Here is a 15,061-nt window from a genome sequence, read left to right as displayed (position 1 = left end):
CGCGCGGACGCGAGGCCGCACAGGGGCTCGTAGTCTCACTCGGCTCCCCGCACGGTGCGGGGTGTCGAAAGTCTTCTGGTCTGACCAGTCTTCTCAGATTTTCCCAAGCTGCGCCGCCCCACAACCCCGGGTGGCTCCCTGGGCGGGCCCCACCGGCCCAGAGGGCGGCGGGAATTTCCTGGGGCCCACCAGCCATGGGGCCAGTGGGCCACCGGAGGAATGGCCTGTGCGCGACGACGCTCGCTCCCCTGGGGAGCCGCGGGGGCCAGGAGCACGCAGGACCGGGCGGTTACTCCGGTCCTCGCCTCCGCCCGCTAGGCGGACGCTACGGCCTGCGGCTCGGCGGTCTCGGAAGGGACGGCCTGGGCCGCAGCGCGGTCGAGCGCCAGCGGGTCGGTCACCGTGCCGGTCTCCTCGTCGAGCGGCCCCTGCGCCAGCCTGGTCACCTCAGCGGGGACCGGCGGCGCCAGGTCGGCCGTCGAACGGAGACCGGACAAAACGTCGTCTGGTCGTACGGCGGGTGTGGCGTGTCGTACTACCAGGCGCAGTATCGCACAGGCATCACCGGTACGAACATCGGAGGTGGCCGAGGATTCCCCGACCGGAGCAACGCCGACCTGCCCGGGGACCAGCGCCAGGCTCGCCACAGCCCCGCGCGCGTCGAAAACACGCAGGCCGTTCTTGGTCTGACGTTCGACCTCGACGCTCTCGGCCGCGAGGAACAACTCGATCGCGTGCGCGGCCTGCTCCTCGCTCACTCCGGGCAGCCGGACCTCCCAGAGCGAGGCCTCCAGCCGCTCCACAAAGTTCGGGGTGCGCACGTCGACCGCGTCGATGATGTCCAGGCCGTTCGGCAGCGACTCGTCCAGCTGGGCGCGCAGCGCCTCCGGGTCCCGGAAGTCGGCCAGGCCGATCTCCAGGTACTCGGCCTCGCTGGCCACCCCGGTGGGGGCGGCGTTGGCGTAGGAGACCTTGGGGTGCGGGGTGAATCCGGCCGAGTACGCCATCGGAACGGCGGAGCGGCGCAGGGCCCGCTCGAAGGCGCGCTGGAAGTCACGGTGGCTGGTGAAGCGCAGACGGCCCCGCTTGGTGTAGCGCAGCCGGATGCGCTGCACCGTCGGTGCGGGGGGCGGACCGTCGGGCGTGCGGCGTGCCAGAGTCGCTCAGTCCTTCGAGAGAAGCCGGATCCGGGCCGGGTCCGATACTGCGGGTCCCGATCCGAACTGTGTCAATACCAAAGGGTACGCGCCCACCCACCCCACTCGCGCCGCCCCGGCAGCCCGAACGCCCCCACCGAACATTCCGGCAGGGGCGTTGCGGATGGATCGCAGTACTTGACGACCGTCAGCGGCAGCAGCTTCTCAGGAGGAGTGAGTACCTAACTACCTCCTCGGCAACAGCCGCCACCACCGACGCCGGTCGCGGTCGGGCCCCAAGGGCCAGGAGGAAAGTTACAAAGCACCTGGGCATGCCCGTATAGGTAAGGCCCATGCCTACTGGCGGACGCTCTTAGCCGACGACGTAGCACCAGGTCGACCCCTGGGCCCACCAGGTGCCAGCAGGCTGAACGTTGGTCTCCACGTTGGCCAGGGGGGTGTTGCAGTGCTGGGCCGTGGCACTGGCAGTGGCAGCCTGGATCGCGGCGGCCTGAGTGGGACCTTGACCACCGAAGACGGCAAACACCCAGTGACCCGGGCTAATAGTCGGCTGCGCCGATGCCATGCCGGTGAGCGAGACGCTGGCAAGCAGCGTCGCCGCGACGATGGTCGCGGCCTTCTTGATCATCATGAGTGCCTCCACAGATCGTCGATCGGGGGTGAGTCTCTGGCAGGTGCATCCGGCAGCATGGCACCGCCTGAAGTGGAAGGCCAGAGATTCGTCATTCATTTCAGCCAATGACGCCCATCAGGCACCGATGCGGAGGCAGCGCCTAAGGGCGGCTTGGCAGTGCGAATGTGACGATCCATCGACTCTCGCCCGATGTCGCCTTACACGAGCGGTACGCAGACGTGGATGGGCGGTGTGGTCTACATCCTTGCCCTGACCGCCGGCGTGCTCCTGGTCCTGGGTGCAGCCGGCACCCGGAGGCCCCGGAACCCGGCTCTCATGGGCTACCGGATGGAGGAGGACAAGAGCACCGGCGCCCGCCGCTCCAAGCTCGTGCTGGGCAACGACGGCAGGCCGATCCTGGTCGCAGAGCCCACCTTCACCGAAGTCGAGTTCGAGGAGCTTCAGAAGGCGCTCGACAAGCGGTCCAAGAACCAGCCGGCCCGGCAGCCTGGTGGCGCGACCACGTTCCTCGGAGTACTGACCTGCGTCGACTGCAAGTCCAACATGATCGTGCAGATCAACCAGACCAGCTTCGGCACGTACCACTACCTGCGGTGCCAGAGATGCAAGAGCGGCGGGTTGGGCGCAACGAACCCGGACGAGATCCACGCCAAGGTCGTCCTGGACGTGCTCGAAGCGCTCGGCGACATGCCCGTAGTGGTCCGGGAGTACGCACAGGGTGCGGAGGCTCGCGCAGAGGTGAAGCGCCTTGAGAGCTCCATCTCCTACTACATGGCCGGGCTGGCGCCTGACGGCCGGTTCGCGAAGTCCCGCTTCACCAGGGAGCAGGCCGAGCAGACCTTGGAAACCCTCATCGCCGATCTTGAGAAGATCGACCCGGAGACGACGCAGGACCGCTGGGTGAACGCCCACAACGGCGAGAGGTTCCGCCAGCGGTGGGAAGCCGGAGGTATGGAGGCCACGGCCGCCGACCTCATCCGGGTGGGCATCAAGTGCGAAGTCACCCGAACCAAGATCCCCAAGCAGCTGGCTCCCCGGGTGCACATCAGGGCCCTAGATGCAATGCCGGACTTTGGCCTGTCTGGCCGGAACTTCGGATCTACTCGCCTAGGTGCCGCGCTACCGTGCGACCATCTGTGGCCGCTGGTTGCGCGGCTCGTTCACCCCGGCTCCGGCCGGCCCGCCAGGCAGGAGGGCCGCCGGTCCCCACCCGGGCATGTGGCGTGGATCACGGCAACGGCCGGGTGCGGTCGGACAGGTACGGGTGTGGACAAATCGATTCGCGCCCGGGTGCGAGCCGGGGATTCAGTGGCGTTCGGGCAGATCTTCGAGGATCACGCCCGCGCGGTGCACCGCTATGCCGTCCGGATGACCGGGGACCGGGCCGTCGCCGAGGACGTGGTCTCACTGACCTTCCTGGAGGCCTGGCGCCTGCGTGCGCGGGTCGACCCCGAGGGGGAGAGCCTGCGGCCCTGGCTACTGGGCATCGCCACCAACGTCATCCGCAACACCCGCCGGGCCGCGCGCCGTCACCAGCAGGCACTCGCCAAACTGCCGCCGCGCGAGGCCGTGCCCGACTTCGCCGCCGAACTGACCGGCCGTATCGCCGACGCCGAGCAGCTCGCCGCCGCGAAGGCCGCGCTGGAGCAGCTGCGCCCGGCCGAGCGGGAGGTGTTCGCGCTGTGCGTGTGGGAGGGCCTCGACCACGCGGCCGCCGCTGAGGCGCTCGGCAAACCGGTCGGAACGGTCCGCTCGCGGCTGTCACGCGCCCGCAGCCGCTTGCGGGAACTCACCGCCAAGGAGCTGGCCGCAGCCCGCTCCGCAAAAAGCACGCGCCCCCCGGAAAGTACGCAACGCACCGGCATCTGCGGACAGGTAACAGGAGACCGCGCGCTCGCGGTCCGGTCGACCAAGGAGACGATCCGATGAACGCCACCCCCCGAGGCCGGTCCCAGCAGACCGAGCGGGAGGAGCTGGCCCGACTGCTGCCGGCCGCGGCCGCACCGGAGCTCTCCCCTCACCGCCACTTCCTGCTGAAGGAGCACCTGATGGACACCGTGACCGAGCACTCCCGTAGCGCTGCCAAGCGCCGGACCCTGGCCCTGCGGGTGGCACTCCCGATAGGCCTGGCCGCCGCCGTCGCCGTCGCCGGGGTCACCCTCACCACCGGGGCCGGCCGCTCCCCCGCACCCGCCCCGGTCGTTGCCGGCGGCGGCGCCAGCGCCGGGAGCCAGCCGCTGGGGAACGTCACCAACGCCGCGTACACCCTGCAGAGCGGCAGCGACGACCTCGTCAAACTCACCATCCTGGACGGCTACAAGCCGGTCGACGCGACCCAGCTGCAGCGCGACCTGGACCGGGCCGGCGTCCGCAGCCGCGTCTACGCCGGCGAACCCGGCTGCCACGCCCCCGACCCGACGATGCCCTCCTACCCGCCGGAGACCGTGGCCAAGGGGAACCAGGACGGCGGACAGGGCCGGCTGGCGGCCTACGGCTGGGACATGGAAGAGGAAGCCAGCCAGGACGGCGGCCGGCAGGTCCTCACCATCCGCCCCAGTGCCATCCCGGCCGACCTGCAACTCTTCATCTACCTGCCGCTGGCCAAGACCGACCCGGCGCACAGCTCCCGCGAACTCCAGGCCAATCTGATGCAGAGCCCCGCCCCCAACTGCATGCCCGCCAAGACCTACGACAACCCACTGGCCAGCCTGTACCCAACACCGACGCCGACGCACTGACCTCTGTCGATGCCCCGTCACCGGCCTTGCCTCCGCTTGGAGGTCCGGCGGCGGGGCTCCCGGTCCCGGCCCCAGCCCCGGCACGAACGCCCGAACTGTTCGAGCCGCCCGAACTAGTAGTACTTCGTTAAGTTGGAACAGGTAATCGGGTGCGGTGTGTGGACTCGCTTCTGGGAAGTGGGCGTTGGCAGGTGTGGCAGGTGCCGGTCCAGCAGCTCAACAAGTCCTGCATTTGGTCGAGGACTTGGTAGAGAGTCATTTCGCGGTAGTCGTGCTCGATGCGCCAGCGCATCTTGGCCAGGCGGACCAGATGCCGTGTCGGAGTGTCGGCGGGCAGGCTCGTCAGCCAGTACTCGGTGGGCGCGTTCTGCCCCGTGGGCCACTCGCTGAGCAGGGTGGCCTCGGGCAGTACTCCGTCCCAGCCTCCCGCTCCGCCGGCCTGCGCCATGGCGTAGGTGCGGACCGCGACGCCCGCCGGTCGAACGGTGAGTACCCGAAAGCGGGAGCGCATCGGCCCCTTGGAGCCGTGACGCCAGGTGGCCTGGCGGAACGCCTTGCGTCCACTGTCGGCGACCAGGGCCCGCAGCGGGAGGCAGGGGTCCGGTAGCGGGTGGCGGGCTTGCGGCCGTTGCCACTCCACGGCGGCGCGCTGGGAACCGCGTCCTGCGGGTGGGATCATCGTCATCGTGGACGAAGTCGCCGAACGTGAGCGCCCGCATCCCCCAGCCGGACGAACGCACCGCCCTCCAACTCTCCGAAGCAGCCGCCCTCCTGGCCGCCCACCGCGTCACCATCGACCGCGCCCAAGACCAGCCCCTCATCCTGGAGCGCCTCCTCATCGGCGCCGAATGTGCCGCAGTCACCTATGCCGTCGACGCCCAGCAGGCCCCCGAACGCCCCCGACGCGCCAAGGCCGCCCGTTAGCAGCGCCCCCGCCAACAGCCCCCGGATACGGCCGCGCGAAGGCCACCCCGGGGGCTGTCGCATATCTTCTCTACTTGCTCAAGGCGCCGCGCGAGCGCGGCAGCGAGAAGGAGCAGGGGCTCCGCCCCAACCCCCGGCCCTCTCTCCGAGGGGGATGAGGGCAGGCGCGAGGGTGCACCGTCGATGGGGTGAACGTGGTGGGTCGCGGGCCGGCGGCCGAGGAGTGCCCGCTCACGCTCGACCCAGGCAGGGCAGGACACCGACCAAGAGCGCTCCGCCGCCCGCGTGCATACTGCCCCCATGACCGACATCCCCATGGGCTCGTGATCAAGCTCGGCGAGTTCGTGACTGCGCTTCGCGAAGCCGACTACCAGCACTGGGCTCAGTGGATGGACCTTGCCAAGAGGGAGGTTGCTGCTGGGGACCAGAGTGGGATCGACAGGATCCTTGGCGCGTATGGAGGCATGGGGAGCATCAACGACCTCTGGCTTCTACCAGGCCAGGAGCAGCTCCAGAGGCGTATTGAGTCTCTGCGCAGTGAGGGGACTGGCCCGCGCGGAAGTCGGGAAGCACGATGAATCGCTTGCCGGCCTCAGACGTGCACCTGTTCGCCAGCGGCCGAGCGGCGGCCTCCGTACGAGGCGACCAATGCGTTAGCCACGGCTGCGGCGTCTGCATCGGCCACGTTCGCCGGGTACTCCGGCAGCAGGTCGTCCCAGACTGGCATCCACGACCCGAACAGCTGGGCCTGCCCCGCGGGCCGGGCGAAGAACCAGATGTGCAGGTGTGCGGCTCCGTCCCCGATCCGGTAGACGTGGGCTCGGGAGATATGCGGCAGCGCCTGCACGTGGCGGACGACGTGAGTGGTGAGCACCCCCAGTTCGGCGGCCAGCTCGTCGGGCAGATCCGCCATGTCGTAGTGGTCGCGTGGGTACAGCATCAGCACCAGCGGCACACCGACGCCCATGATCCGGGCCAGTCGCCAGCGGTCGTTGAACCAGATGCCTTCGTCTCGGGCGCGGCACACGTTGCAGTCCGCCGGGTCCTCGCCGTGCCGCTCTGGCTCGGGCAGAACAGGCGGGCGCAGCGGCGCGACGCGAAGTCCGTCCGGCTCGAACGGGCTGATGTCCCAGCCGGTCATCCGTGCCAACGGAAGCCGAACCTCAGCATCCGCAGCGGCACGTGCGTGGTCGTAGAACTCATCAGGTCGCAGGGCCATGATCGGAAGACTAGCGTGGCCCATCGGTGCCCTGGCGGCCTTCAGTCCTCCCGTGCCGTCGAGGCCGTCCAGAACCTTCAGCGCCGCATGGTCCCGGTCGGCCGGCACCCCCTGGTCGCCGACTTCAACGAGCGAGCGCGCGAGCTACTGGCCGCCTGAGCACGAACGCCCACCCGCAAGGAGCAGCACCGGCGCGGCTGACCACCGGGCCCGGCCGTCGCGGCTCAGACTGGTCCGATGCCACAGAGCCACCGTTCGCTACCGCGCCGGCGCTTTCTCGCCACGGGCGCCATCGCGCTGCTCAGCCTCGGCGCTTCGTCTGGGTCGGCCGCCGCGCGTGCCCGGTCGATCCCGAGGCCCGAGAGCGAGGTCGACGCCGGTCCCATGGTGATGGCCCTCACCTTCGATGACGGCCCCAGCCCGCAGTACACGCCGCAGGTGCTGGACATCCTGCGCGACCACGGCGTCCAGGCGACCTTCTTCGTGTGCGGTGACAACGTCCTGCAGTACCCCGACGTCGTGCGCCGGATCGTCGCAGAGGGGCACGTGCTGGGAAACCACACCTGGTCCCACCCCGAGCTCGACGGCCTGCCCGCCGCCGAGGTCCGCGACCAGATCCAACGCACCCAGGACGCCATCACCGACATCAGCGGGCGGACGCCGACGCTGTTCCGCGCCCCCTACGGCGACTTCGCCGACGCCGCCCTGGCCGTCTGCGCCGACCTCGGCCTGCGCCCGATCTCCTGGTCGGTCGACCCGACGGACTGGGCCAACCCCGGATCCGAGGTCATCGCCAACCGGGTCCTCGCCGGTGCCGCCACCGGGGCCATCGTGCTGGACCACGACGGGACCGAGGGTGGCGACGACAATCCCGCCCCCGGCAGCGGCGGCGACCGCTCCCAGACCGTAGCCGCCCTGAGTACCTACCTGCCGCAACTGATCGACGCCGGCTACGCCTTCACCACCCCCGACGCCCATCCACCGCTCACGGCCGGGGCCATGCTGACGCTCGACAGCAAACCGCCCCCGGAGGTCATCCGGGGGCGGTAGCGGCATGCTGAGCGGTCAGACCCACTCGATAGAGCTCACGATGTCTGACGCGATCCGAGGGGCCGGCAGAGGCGTTCTCGGAGCCTCGGCGAAAGGCCGCTCGGCGGCAGCCCCCAACCGATCGACCCCAAGTTCACCTAGAAGAGTGAATCTGTCAGCCTCGGAGAGAGAGTGAAATAAGTCACTCACCTCGCCCAGCACATCGGTCATACCCCAGCGCCTTTTGCCTGGTCAGCACCCTGGTTGACCACCGTCAGCGGCAGCAGCTTGACGCCGGTGGGGCCGATCTGGATCTGGGTGTCCATCTGCGGACACACGCCGCAGTCGAAGCACGGGGTCCAGCGGCAGTCGTCGACCTCGACCTCCTCCAGGGCGTCCTGCCAGTCCTCCCACAGCCAGTCCTTGTCGAGGCCGCTGTCCAGGTGGTCCCAGGGCAGCACCTCCTCGTAGGCGCGCTCGCGGGTGGTGTACCAGTCGACGTCGACGCCGGTGCCGGCCAGGCCCTTCTCGGCGGCCTTCATCCAGCGGTCGTAGCTGAAGTGCTCGCGCCAGCCGTCGAAGCGGCCGCCGTCCTCGTAGACGGCGCGGATGATCTTCCCGGTGCGGCGGTCGCCGCGCGAGAGGAGGCCCTCGACGATGCCGGGCTTGCCGTCGTGGTAGCGGAAACCGATGTTCTTGCCGTACTTGCGGTCCTGGCGGATCGCGTCGCGCAGCTTGCCGAGCCGGGCGTCGGTGGCGTCGGAGGAGAGCTGCGGGGACCACTGGAAGGGGGTGTGCGGCTTGGGGACGAAGCCGCCGATCGACACCGTGCAGCGGATGTCGTTCTGGCCGGTGACCTCGCGGCCCTTCTGGATGACGTTCTTCGCCATCTCGGCGATCTGCAGCACGTCCTCGTCGGTCTCGGTGGGGAGGCCGACCATGAAGTACAGCTTCACCTGGCGCCAGCCGTTGCCGTAGGCGGCGGCGACGGTGCGGATCAGGTCCTCCTCCGACACCATCTTGTTGATCACCTTGCGGATCCGCTCACTGCCGCCCTCGGGGGCGAAGGTGAGGCCGGACCGGCGACCGTTGCGGGTCAGCTCGTTGGCCAGGTCGATGTTGAAGGCGTCGACCCGGGTGGAGGGCAGCGAGAGCCCGATCTTGTCGTCGGTGTAGCGGTCGGCCAGGCCCTTGGCGATCTCGCCGATCTCGGTGTGGTCGGCGGACGAGAGCGAGAGCAGGCCGACCTCCTCGAAGCCGGTCGCCTTGAGTCCGCGCTCGACCATCTCGCCGATACCGGTGATGCTTCGCTCCCGCACGGGGCGCGTGATCATGCCGGCCTGGCAGAAACGGCAGCCGCGGGTGCAGCCGCGGAAGATCTCCACGGACATCCGCTCGTGCACCGTCTCGGCCAGCGGGACCAGCGGCTGCTTGGGGTACGGCCACTCGTCCAGGTCCATCACGGTGTGCTTGGAGACCCGCCACGGCACGCCGGGCGCGTTCGGCACCACGCGGCCGATCCGGCCGTCCGGCAGGTACTCGACGTCGTAGAACTTCGGGACGTACACCCCGCCGGTCCGGGCCAGGCGCAGCAGCAGCTCGTCCCGTCCGCCGGGACGGCCCTCGGCCTTCCAGGCCCGGATGATCTCGGTGATGTCCAGCACGGCCTGCTCGCCGTCGCCGACCACCGCGCAGTCGATGAAGTCCGCGATCGGCTCGGGGTTGAACGCGGCGTGGCCGCCGGCCAGCACGATCGGGTCGTCGATGGTGCGGTCCGCGGCCTCCAGCGGGATGCCCGCGAGGTCCAGTGCGGTGAGCATGTTGGTGTAGCCGAGCTCGGTGGAGAAGCTCAGCCCGAACACGTCGAAGGCCTTGACGGGGCGGTGCGCGTCCACGGTGAACTGCGGGACCTGGTGCTCGCGCATCAGGGCCTCGAGGTCCGGCCAGACGCTGTAGGTGCGCTCGGCCAGCACACCCTCACGCTCGTTGAGCACCTCGTAGAGGATCATGACGCCCTGGTTCGGCAGGCCGACCTCGTAGGCGTCGGGGTACATCAGGGCCCAGCGGACGTCGCAGGCGTCCCAGTCCTTGACGGTCGAGTTCAGCTCGCCGCCGACGTACTGGATCGGCTTCTGGACGTGCGGGAGGAGGGCCTCCAGGCGTGGGAAGACCGATTCAACAGTCATGCAGAAGGACCTTTGCGAAGAGGGGATGCCGACGACAACAGCCGGTTGACCCTCAAGGATAACGCGGTGCACAGCACGGCCCGGACGGTCGTGATGACCGCCCGGGCCGTATCGGCAGCACCGCTCAGGCCTTGAGGTGGCGCTGGGTGCGCACCGCCTGGAGCAGCCCGATGGCGATCCAGCCGGCGAACATCGACGAGCCGCCGTAACTGACGAACGGCAGCGGGATGCCCGCGACCGGCATGATGCCGAGCGTCATGCCGATGTTCTCGAAGGACTGGAAGGCGAACCAGGTGATCACCCCGGCCGCCACGATGGTGCCGTAGAGGTCGCCGGCCTGCCGGGCGATCCGGCAGGCGCGCCAGAGGATCACGCCGACCAGCAGGATGATCGCCAGTCCGCCGACGAAGCCCAGCTCCTCCCCCGCCACACTGAAGACGAAGTCGGTCTGCTGCTCGGGGACGAACTGGCCCATGGTCTGGGTCCCGTGGAAGAGACCCTTGCCGGTGAGCCCGCCGGAGCCGATCGCGATCCGGGCCTGCGCCGTGTTGTAGCCGACGCCCGCCGGGTCCAGCGCCGGGTCGGCGAAGGCGGCGAAGCGGTCGATCTGGTACTTGCTCAGCACCCCGAGCTTCCAGATCGCCGCCGCGCCCGCACCGCCGGCGACCATCAGGCCGATGACCCAGCGGTTGGGCGCGCCCGAGGCCAGCAGGATGCCCAGGACGGTCACGGCCATCACCATCACCGAGCCGAGGTCGGGCATCAGCAGCACGATGCAGATCGGCATCCCGGCCAGCACCAGCGCGTGCACCACGCTGCGGTCGATCGGTATGGCCCGCTCCCCGGTGTCCACCCGGGAGGAGAGCGCCATCGCCATACCGAGCACGATCGCGAGCTTGGCGAACTCGGCGGGCTGCACCGAGAAACCGCCGCCGAACTGGATCCAGGAGTGCGCGCCGTTGATGGTCGAGCCCAGCGGGCTGAGCACCGCGATCAGCATCAGCATCGCCAGCGCATACAGCACCGGCACAGCGGCCCTTATCCGGTGGTGCCCTATGGCGACGACCGCGCCGAAGAGCACCAGCCCGATCACCAGGTTGGTGAGGTGGCGGTAGAGGAAGTACTGCGGGTCCCCGTGGGTGAGCGAGTCGCGCCCCCGGGTGGCCGACCAGACCAGCATCGAGCTGCCCAGCGACAGGGCCAGCGCGGCCAGCACTATCACCCAGTCGAGCCGCCGCAGCGGCGCGTCCCGGGCCAGCGCCCGGGCCACCGGCCCGCGCTGGGGGGAGAACCGGAGCTGGCGGTACGAGCTGTAGGAGGAGGTCATGCCCGGCTCCTTCCGAGGCCGCGGGACGGCTCGACGGCCAGCAGGTCGGTGTAGACCGTGGAGGTGAGCGGCGCCGGGGCGGGAGCTGCGAAGCTCGCCTGCTTCAGGATCGCGGTGCCGTCCGGGTTGAAGGTGGGCAGCGCGGTCTGCGGGGCCGGCAGCAGCGCCTTGCTGCTGTCGATGTTGCCCTTGTCGTCCACGCCGTAGAGCGCCTGGTAGATCCGGCGGACCGCGTCACCCGAGCCGCCGGAGCCGGTGCCGCCCTGGCTGATCGTCATGATGACCGCGTAGTCCTTGCTGTAGGTGGTCAGCCAGGAGGTGGTCTGCTTGCCGTAGACCTCGGCGGTGCCGGTCTTGGCGTGCAGCTGGATCTTGTCCTGCGGCCAGCCCGCGCCGGCGAACTTCCAGGCGGCGGTGCCGCTGGTGATGACGCCCGCGGTGGCCTGGTCGATGTACTGCAGGGTCTTCTGGTCGTCCGGGAGCTTGCCGTCCACGTGCGGGGCGATGTTGCGGACCAGCTGGCCGCTGGGGGTGACGACGGCCTTGGCGACGGTCGGGGTGTAGAGCGTGCCGCCGTTGGCGATCGCCGAGTAGATCCGCGCCATCTGGACCGGGGTGACCAGTGTGTCGCCCTGGCCGATGGCGTAGTTGACGGAGTCACCGGCGCGCATCACGGCGCCGTCCACGCAGTTCTCGCGGGCGATCTCGGTGGCGTAGTCGGTGCCGCCGCCGGCCGCCTGCTTGCACCAGGCGGCCTGGTTGGCGTTGAAGAAGTCGGTCTTCCACTGGCGGTCGGGGACCCGGCCGGGCACCTCGCCGGGCAGGTCGATGCCGGTCTTGGCGCCGAGGCCGAACTGATGGGCCGTCTTGTAGAACCAGTCGGCGGGGTTGGCCTTGGGCTTGATGCCGCCGTCCTTCTGCCACTGGTCGTAGGCCAGGCCGTAGAAGACGGTGTCGCAGGAGATCTCCAGCGCCTTCTCCAAGGAGATGTCACCGGCCGACTCGCCCTCGAAGTTCTTGAACTCGCGGCCGCCGATGGTCAGGCTCGACGGGCACGGGTAGTGGCCGTCGAGCGAGTAGCCGGCCTGCACGGCGGCGCTGGTGGAGACCACCTTGAAGGTGGAGCCGGGCGCGGACTGCCCCTGGATGGCCCGGTTGAGCAGCGGGTAGTTGGTGTCCTGGCTGGTCAGGTTCTGGTAGTCCTTGGCCGAGATGCCGCCGACCCACAGGTTGGGGTCGTAGGTCGGCGCGCTGGCCATCGCGATGATCTGACCGGTGTGCACGTCCATCACGAGCGCGGCGCCGGAGTCGGCCACGAAGTTCTGGCTGGTCACCGTGTCGTAGGTCTTGCGGGCGTCGGACATGGCCTGCGCGAGGTTGTCCTCGACGGTCTTCTGCACCCGCGCGTCGATGCTGGTCACCACGTTGTTGCCGGGCTGGGCGGGCGTCTCGCCGGCGGTGCCGATCACCCGGCCGAGGTTGTCCACCTCCAGCTGGGTCACGCCGGAGGTGCCGCGCAGGTCGCTGTCGTACACCGATTCGAGGCCGGCCCGGCCGATCTGGTCGGAGGCCAGGTACTTGGCCTTGCCGGTCTTGTCCTGGGACTTGCTGACCTCGTCGTCGGTCACCGGCGAGAGGTAGCCGACCAGCTGCGCGGCGTTGGCGCCGTCCGGGCCGGGGTACTGGCGTACGGCGGTGGGCTGGGCGGTGATCCCGGGGAAGTCCTCGCGGCGTTCCATTATCTGCATCGCCTGCTGCGTGGTGGCCTGGCTGGTCACCGGGATCGGCTGGTAGGGCGAGCCGTTCCAGCAGGGCTGCGGGGTCTTGGCGTCGCAGAGCCGGACCTTGTTCTCGACGTCGGTGGGGCTCATCCCGAGGACTTGGGCGAGCCGGGTGAGCGCCGCCTTGCCGTGGTCCTTCTGCTGGAGCAGCGAGGTGCGGCTGACCGAGACCACCAGCTGGGTCTGGTTGCCGGCCAGCACCCGGCCGTCCGCGTCCAGGATCTCGCCGCGGACGGCCGGGTCGACCACCTCGCGGATGTGGTTGTTGGACGCCTGCGCGGTGTACTCGCTGCCGTTGCGGATCTGCAGGTACCAGAGCCGGCCGCCGAGGGTGGCGAGCAGCGAGAGCACCAGGATCTGCAGCACCACCAGACGGATCGTCACCCGGCGGGTCCGGCCGGTCTCCGGGATGTTGCTCACGTCTGGGACTCCCCGATGCAGAGTGCGGTGCGGTAGCTGGTCAGGACTTCAGGCCGCGCATCTTGCGGCCGGTGGACGGGCCGGAGGAGACCTCGCGGGTGGTCCGGTAGCGGGCGATGGTGCCGAGCCCCGAGCCGGTGATCTCGCCACCCACCGCCCCCGGGTCGGCCCGGCGGGCCAGCAGCATCACCGCGGGCACCACGAAGGGCGCCAGCAGCAGGTCGTACAGCAGGGCGCTGGCGGCCAGGCCCGGCAGGCCGACGTGCCGGGCGGCGGTGTCGCCGACCAGCGCGCCCACCGCCGCGTACAGCACGGTGGAGACCACCGCCGCGGCGCCGACCATCAGCAGCGGGCCCATCACACCGCGGCGGCGGCCCGAGTCGGCGCGGTACATCCCGGCCGCGTAGCCCATCACGCAGAGCACCAGGGCGAACCGGCCGATCGCGTGGTCGGACGGCGGTGCCAGGTCGGCGAGCAGCCCGGCGGCGAAGCCGATCAGGCAGCCGGCGGACGGCCCGAACACCAGCGCGAGGCCGACGACCACGAGCAGCAGCAGGTCCGGGGTGGCCCCCGGCAGCTGGAGCCGGCCGAGCACGCTCACCTGGATCACCAGGGCGAGCAGTACGAGCACGGCGGAGAGCAGGAAGCGCCTGACGGCCATGGCTCAGTTCCCCCCTGACGGGCTGGCGGACGCGGACGCCGACGTGGACGGTGCGGCGGACGCCGGCGCCGCGGGGGCGACCGGCGCGGGGGGCGCCGTCGGGGTCGGCACGGGAGGCAGCACGGCGTCCCGCGGATCGGTCCGCGGCGGCACCACGACCACACCCACCAGGTCGAGCCGGGTGAACGAGACGAACGGCTGGACCAGCACGGTCTTGGTCAGCTCCCCCGGGGTGGCCTCCACCGTGACGACCTTGCCGACCGGCACGCCCGGGACGAACGGCCGTCCGCTCTGCGAGCCGAAGGTGACCAGCCGGTCCCCCGGCTTGACCTGGGCCTTGCCGTTGAGCAGCTGCACCTTCATCGGTCCGGCGCCCTGGCCGGCCGCGAAGCCGATCTCGCCGCTGCCCTCCATCCGGGTCCCGGCGGTGAAGCCCGGGTCGGTGGCGAGCAGCACGGTGGAGGTGGTCGGGGCGACCGTGGTGATCCGGCCGACCAGGCCCTCACCGTTGATCACCGTCATGTCCCGGGCCAGCCCGTCGTCGCTGCCGGCGTCGATGGTGATGGTCCAGGAGAAGGCCTGGGCCGCGCCGATGGCGATCACCTGGGCGGCCTTGATGGTGTAGCCGCCGGTGCCGGCCGTACGCAGCATGTCGTCCAGCTGCTTGGTACGGCCGGTGGCGGTGTCGGAGGAGGCGAGCTTCTGGCGCAGCTCGGTGTTCTCCGCACCGATCTGGTCCAACCGCTGCTGCTCCGTACCGGAGTCACGGATCGCCCGGACGGTGCGGGCTATCGGGTCGACGGCCCCCGCGGCGCTGCGCTCGACCGGACCGAACACCCCGGCCGCGGCCTTCCGGGCGCCGTTGAGCGGAGAGCTCTCGCCGCCCTTGATGTCCACGGTGATCAGGGCGAAGGCGACGGCCACCAGCAGGATGAGAAGCAGTCGGCTCTCTCGGGTGTCCCTCACGACGCTGGAGCTGCCCCTT

General features: G+C 70.1%; 12 protein-coding genes and 3 pseudogenes. 6 read left to right on the top strand and 9 right to left on the bottom strand.

Annotation, left to right across the window (positions count from 1 at the left end):
* Window positions 1-314: 314 nt before the first annotated feature.
* Window positions 315-1,115 (bottom strand): TIGR03936 family radical SAM-associated protein, encoded by an 801-nt coding sequence (locus tag P3T37_RS04955; RefSeq protein ID WP_280722172.1) that lies wholly within the window; start codon window positions 1,113-1,115, stop codon window positions 315-317.
* 394 nt (window positions 1,116-1,509) lie between these two features.
* Window positions 1,510-1,788: a hypothetical protein gene (locus P3T37_RS04950; protein ID WP_280722171.1), complete on the bottom strand. Its 279-nt coding sequence runs from the start codon at window positions 1,786-1,788 to the stop codon at window positions 1,510-1,512.
* 192 nt (window positions 1,789-1,980) lie between these two features.
* Here P3T37_RS04950 and P3T37_RS37015 point away from each other — a divergent pair.
* The 3 genes and pseudogenes from P3T37_RS37015 to P3T37_RS04935 all read left to right on the top strand — a co-directional run.
* Window positions 1,981-2,448: pseudogene (locus tag P3T37_RS37015) on the top strand (zinc ribbon domain-containing protein); the annotation flags it as partial.
* A gap of 609 nt (window positions 2,449-3,057) precedes the next feature.
* On the top strand, window positions 3,058-3,720 hold the full coding sequence (locus P3T37_RS04940) for an RNA polymerase sigma factor (RefSeq protein ID WP_280722467.1): 663 nt from the start codon (window positions 3,058-3,060) through the stop codon (window positions 3,718-3,720).
* Entirely contained in the window at window positions 3,717-4,529 is an 813-nt protein-coding gene (locus P3T37_RS04935) for a hypothetical protein (protein WP_280722170.1), read from the top strand. Before P3T37_RS04940 ends, P3T37_RS04935 begins: the two co-directional genes overlap by 4 nt.
* Before the next feature lie 256 nt (window positions 4,530-4,785).
* On the opposite strand, the pseudogene P3T37_RS04930 reads toward P3T37_RS04935, so the two are convergent.
* A pseudogene (locus P3T37_RS04930) lies at window positions 4,786-5,201 on the bottom strand (IS701 family transposase); the annotation flags it as partial.
* Between the two features lie 33 nt (window positions 5,202-5,234).
* Here P3T37_RS04930 and P3T37_RS04925 point away from each other — a divergent pair.
* On the top strand, window positions 5,235-5,453 hold the full coding sequence (locus P3T37_RS04925) for a hypothetical protein (RefSeq protein ID WP_280722169.1): 219 nt from the start codon (window positions 5,235-5,237) through the stop codon (window positions 5,451-5,453).
* Between the two features lie 592 nt (window positions 5,454-6,045).
* Here P3T37_RS04925 and P3T37_RS04920 read toward each other — a convergent pair.
* Complete coding sequence (locus P3T37_RS04920) at window positions 6,046-6,672, bottom strand: hypothetical protein (RefSeq protein ID WP_280722168.1); 627 nt, start codon at window positions 6,670-6,672, stop codon at window positions 6,046-6,048.
* 39 nt (window positions 6,673-6,711) lie between these two features.
* On the opposite strand from P3T37_RS04920, the pseudogene P3T37_RS04915 reads away from it, so the two are divergent.
* Both P3T37_RS04915 and P3T37_RS04910 read left to right on the top strand, forming a co-directional pair.
* Window positions 6,712-6,831, top strand: a pseudogene (locus P3T37_RS04915) (transcriptional regulator); the annotation flags it as partial.
* A gap of 78 nt (window positions 6,832-6,909) precedes the next feature.
* Window positions 6,910-7,722 (top strand): polysaccharide deacetylase family protein, encoded by an 813-nt coding sequence (locus P3T37_RS04910; protein ID WP_280722167.1) that lies wholly within the window; start codon window positions 6,910-6,912, stop codon window positions 7,720-7,722.
* Between the two features lie 206 nt (window positions 7,723-7,928).
* Here P3T37_RS04910 and P3T37_RS04905 read toward each other — a convergent pair whose 3' ends face one another.
* The 5 genes from P3T37_RS04905 to mreC all read right to left on the bottom strand — a co-directional run bounded on the left by P3T37_RS04905 (window position 7,929) and on the right by mreC (window position 15,042).
* Window positions 7,929-9,887, bottom strand: coding sequence for a TIGR03960 family B12-binding radical SAM protein (locus P3T37_RS04905; protein ID WP_280722166.1), 1,959 nt, complete (start codon window positions 9,885-9,887; stop codon window positions 7,929-7,931).
* Window positions 9,888-10,011: 124 nt separating this feature from the next.
* Window positions 10,012-11,214 carry a rod shape-determining protein RodA gene (rodA, locus tag P3T37_RS04900; RefSeq protein ID WP_280722165.1) on the bottom strand — a complete coding sequence of 401 codons (1,203 nt, stop codon included), beginning with the start codon at window positions 11,212-11,214 and terminating at the stop codon, window positions 10,012-10,014.
* Window positions 11,211-13,415, bottom strand: coding sequence for a penicillin-binding protein 2 (gene mrdA / locus P3T37_RS04895; RefSeq protein WP_280722164.1), 2,205 nt, complete (start codon window positions 13,413-13,415; stop codon window positions 11,211-11,213). Before mrdA ends, rodA begins: the two co-directional genes overlap by 4 nt.
* 40 nt (window positions 13,416-13,455) lie before the next feature.
* Window positions 13,456-14,076 carry a rod shape-determining protein MreD gene (gene mreD / locus P3T37_RS04890; protein WP_280722163.1) on the bottom strand — a complete coding sequence of 207 codons (621 nt, stop codon included), beginning with the start codon at window positions 14,074-14,076 and terminating at the stop codon, window positions 13,456-13,458.
* A 3-nt stretch (window positions 14,077-14,079) separates the two neighbouring features.
* Entirely contained in the window at window positions 14,080-15,042 is a 963-nt protein-coding gene (mreC, locus tag P3T37_RS04885; protein WP_280722162.1) for a rod shape-determining protein MreC, read from the bottom strand.
* Window positions 15,043-15,061: the final 19 nt, after the last annotated feature.

Origin of the sequence: Kitasatospora sp. MAA4 (genome assembly GCF_029893355.1) — a bacterium.
In the GTDB taxonomy this organism is placed as follows: Bacteria; Actinomycetota; Actinomycetes; order Streptomycetales; family Streptomycetaceae; genus Kitasatospora.
Note: the sequence above shows the minus strand (reverse complement) of the source record. Positions and strands in the feature narration are given on the sequence as shown.

Excerpts from the sequence above, each read along its gene's own strand:
- P3T37_RS04950 (WP_280722171.1), bottom strand. The coding sequence starts at position 1,788 with ATGATGATCAAGAAGGCCGCGACCATCGTCGCGGCGACGCTGCTTGCC.
- P3T37_RS04935 (WP_280722170.1), top strand. The coding sequence starts at position 3,717 with ATGAACGCCACCCCCCGAGGCCGGTCCCAGCAGACCGAGCGGGAGGAG.
- P3T37_RS04920 (WP_280722168.1), bottom strand. The coding sequence starts at position 6,672 with ATGGCCCTGCGACCTGATGAGTTCTACGACCACGCACGTGCCGCTGCG.
- P3T37_RS04910 (WP_280722167.1), top strand. The coding sequence starts at position 6,910 with ATGCCACAGAGCCACCGTTCGCTACCGCGCCGGCGCTTTCTCGCCACG.
- P3T37_RS04905 (WP_280722166.1), bottom strand. The coding sequence starts at position 9,887 with ATGACTGTTGAATCGGTCTTCCCACGCCTGGAGGCCCTCCTCCCGCAC.
- rodA (WP_280722165.1), bottom strand. The coding sequence starts at position 11,214 with ATGACCTCCTCCTACAGCTCGTACCGCCAGCTCCGGTTCTCCCCCCAG.
- mreD (WP_280722163.1), bottom strand. The coding sequence starts at position 14,076 with ATGGCCGTCAGGCGCTTCCTGCTCTCCGCCGTGCTCGTACTGCTCGCC.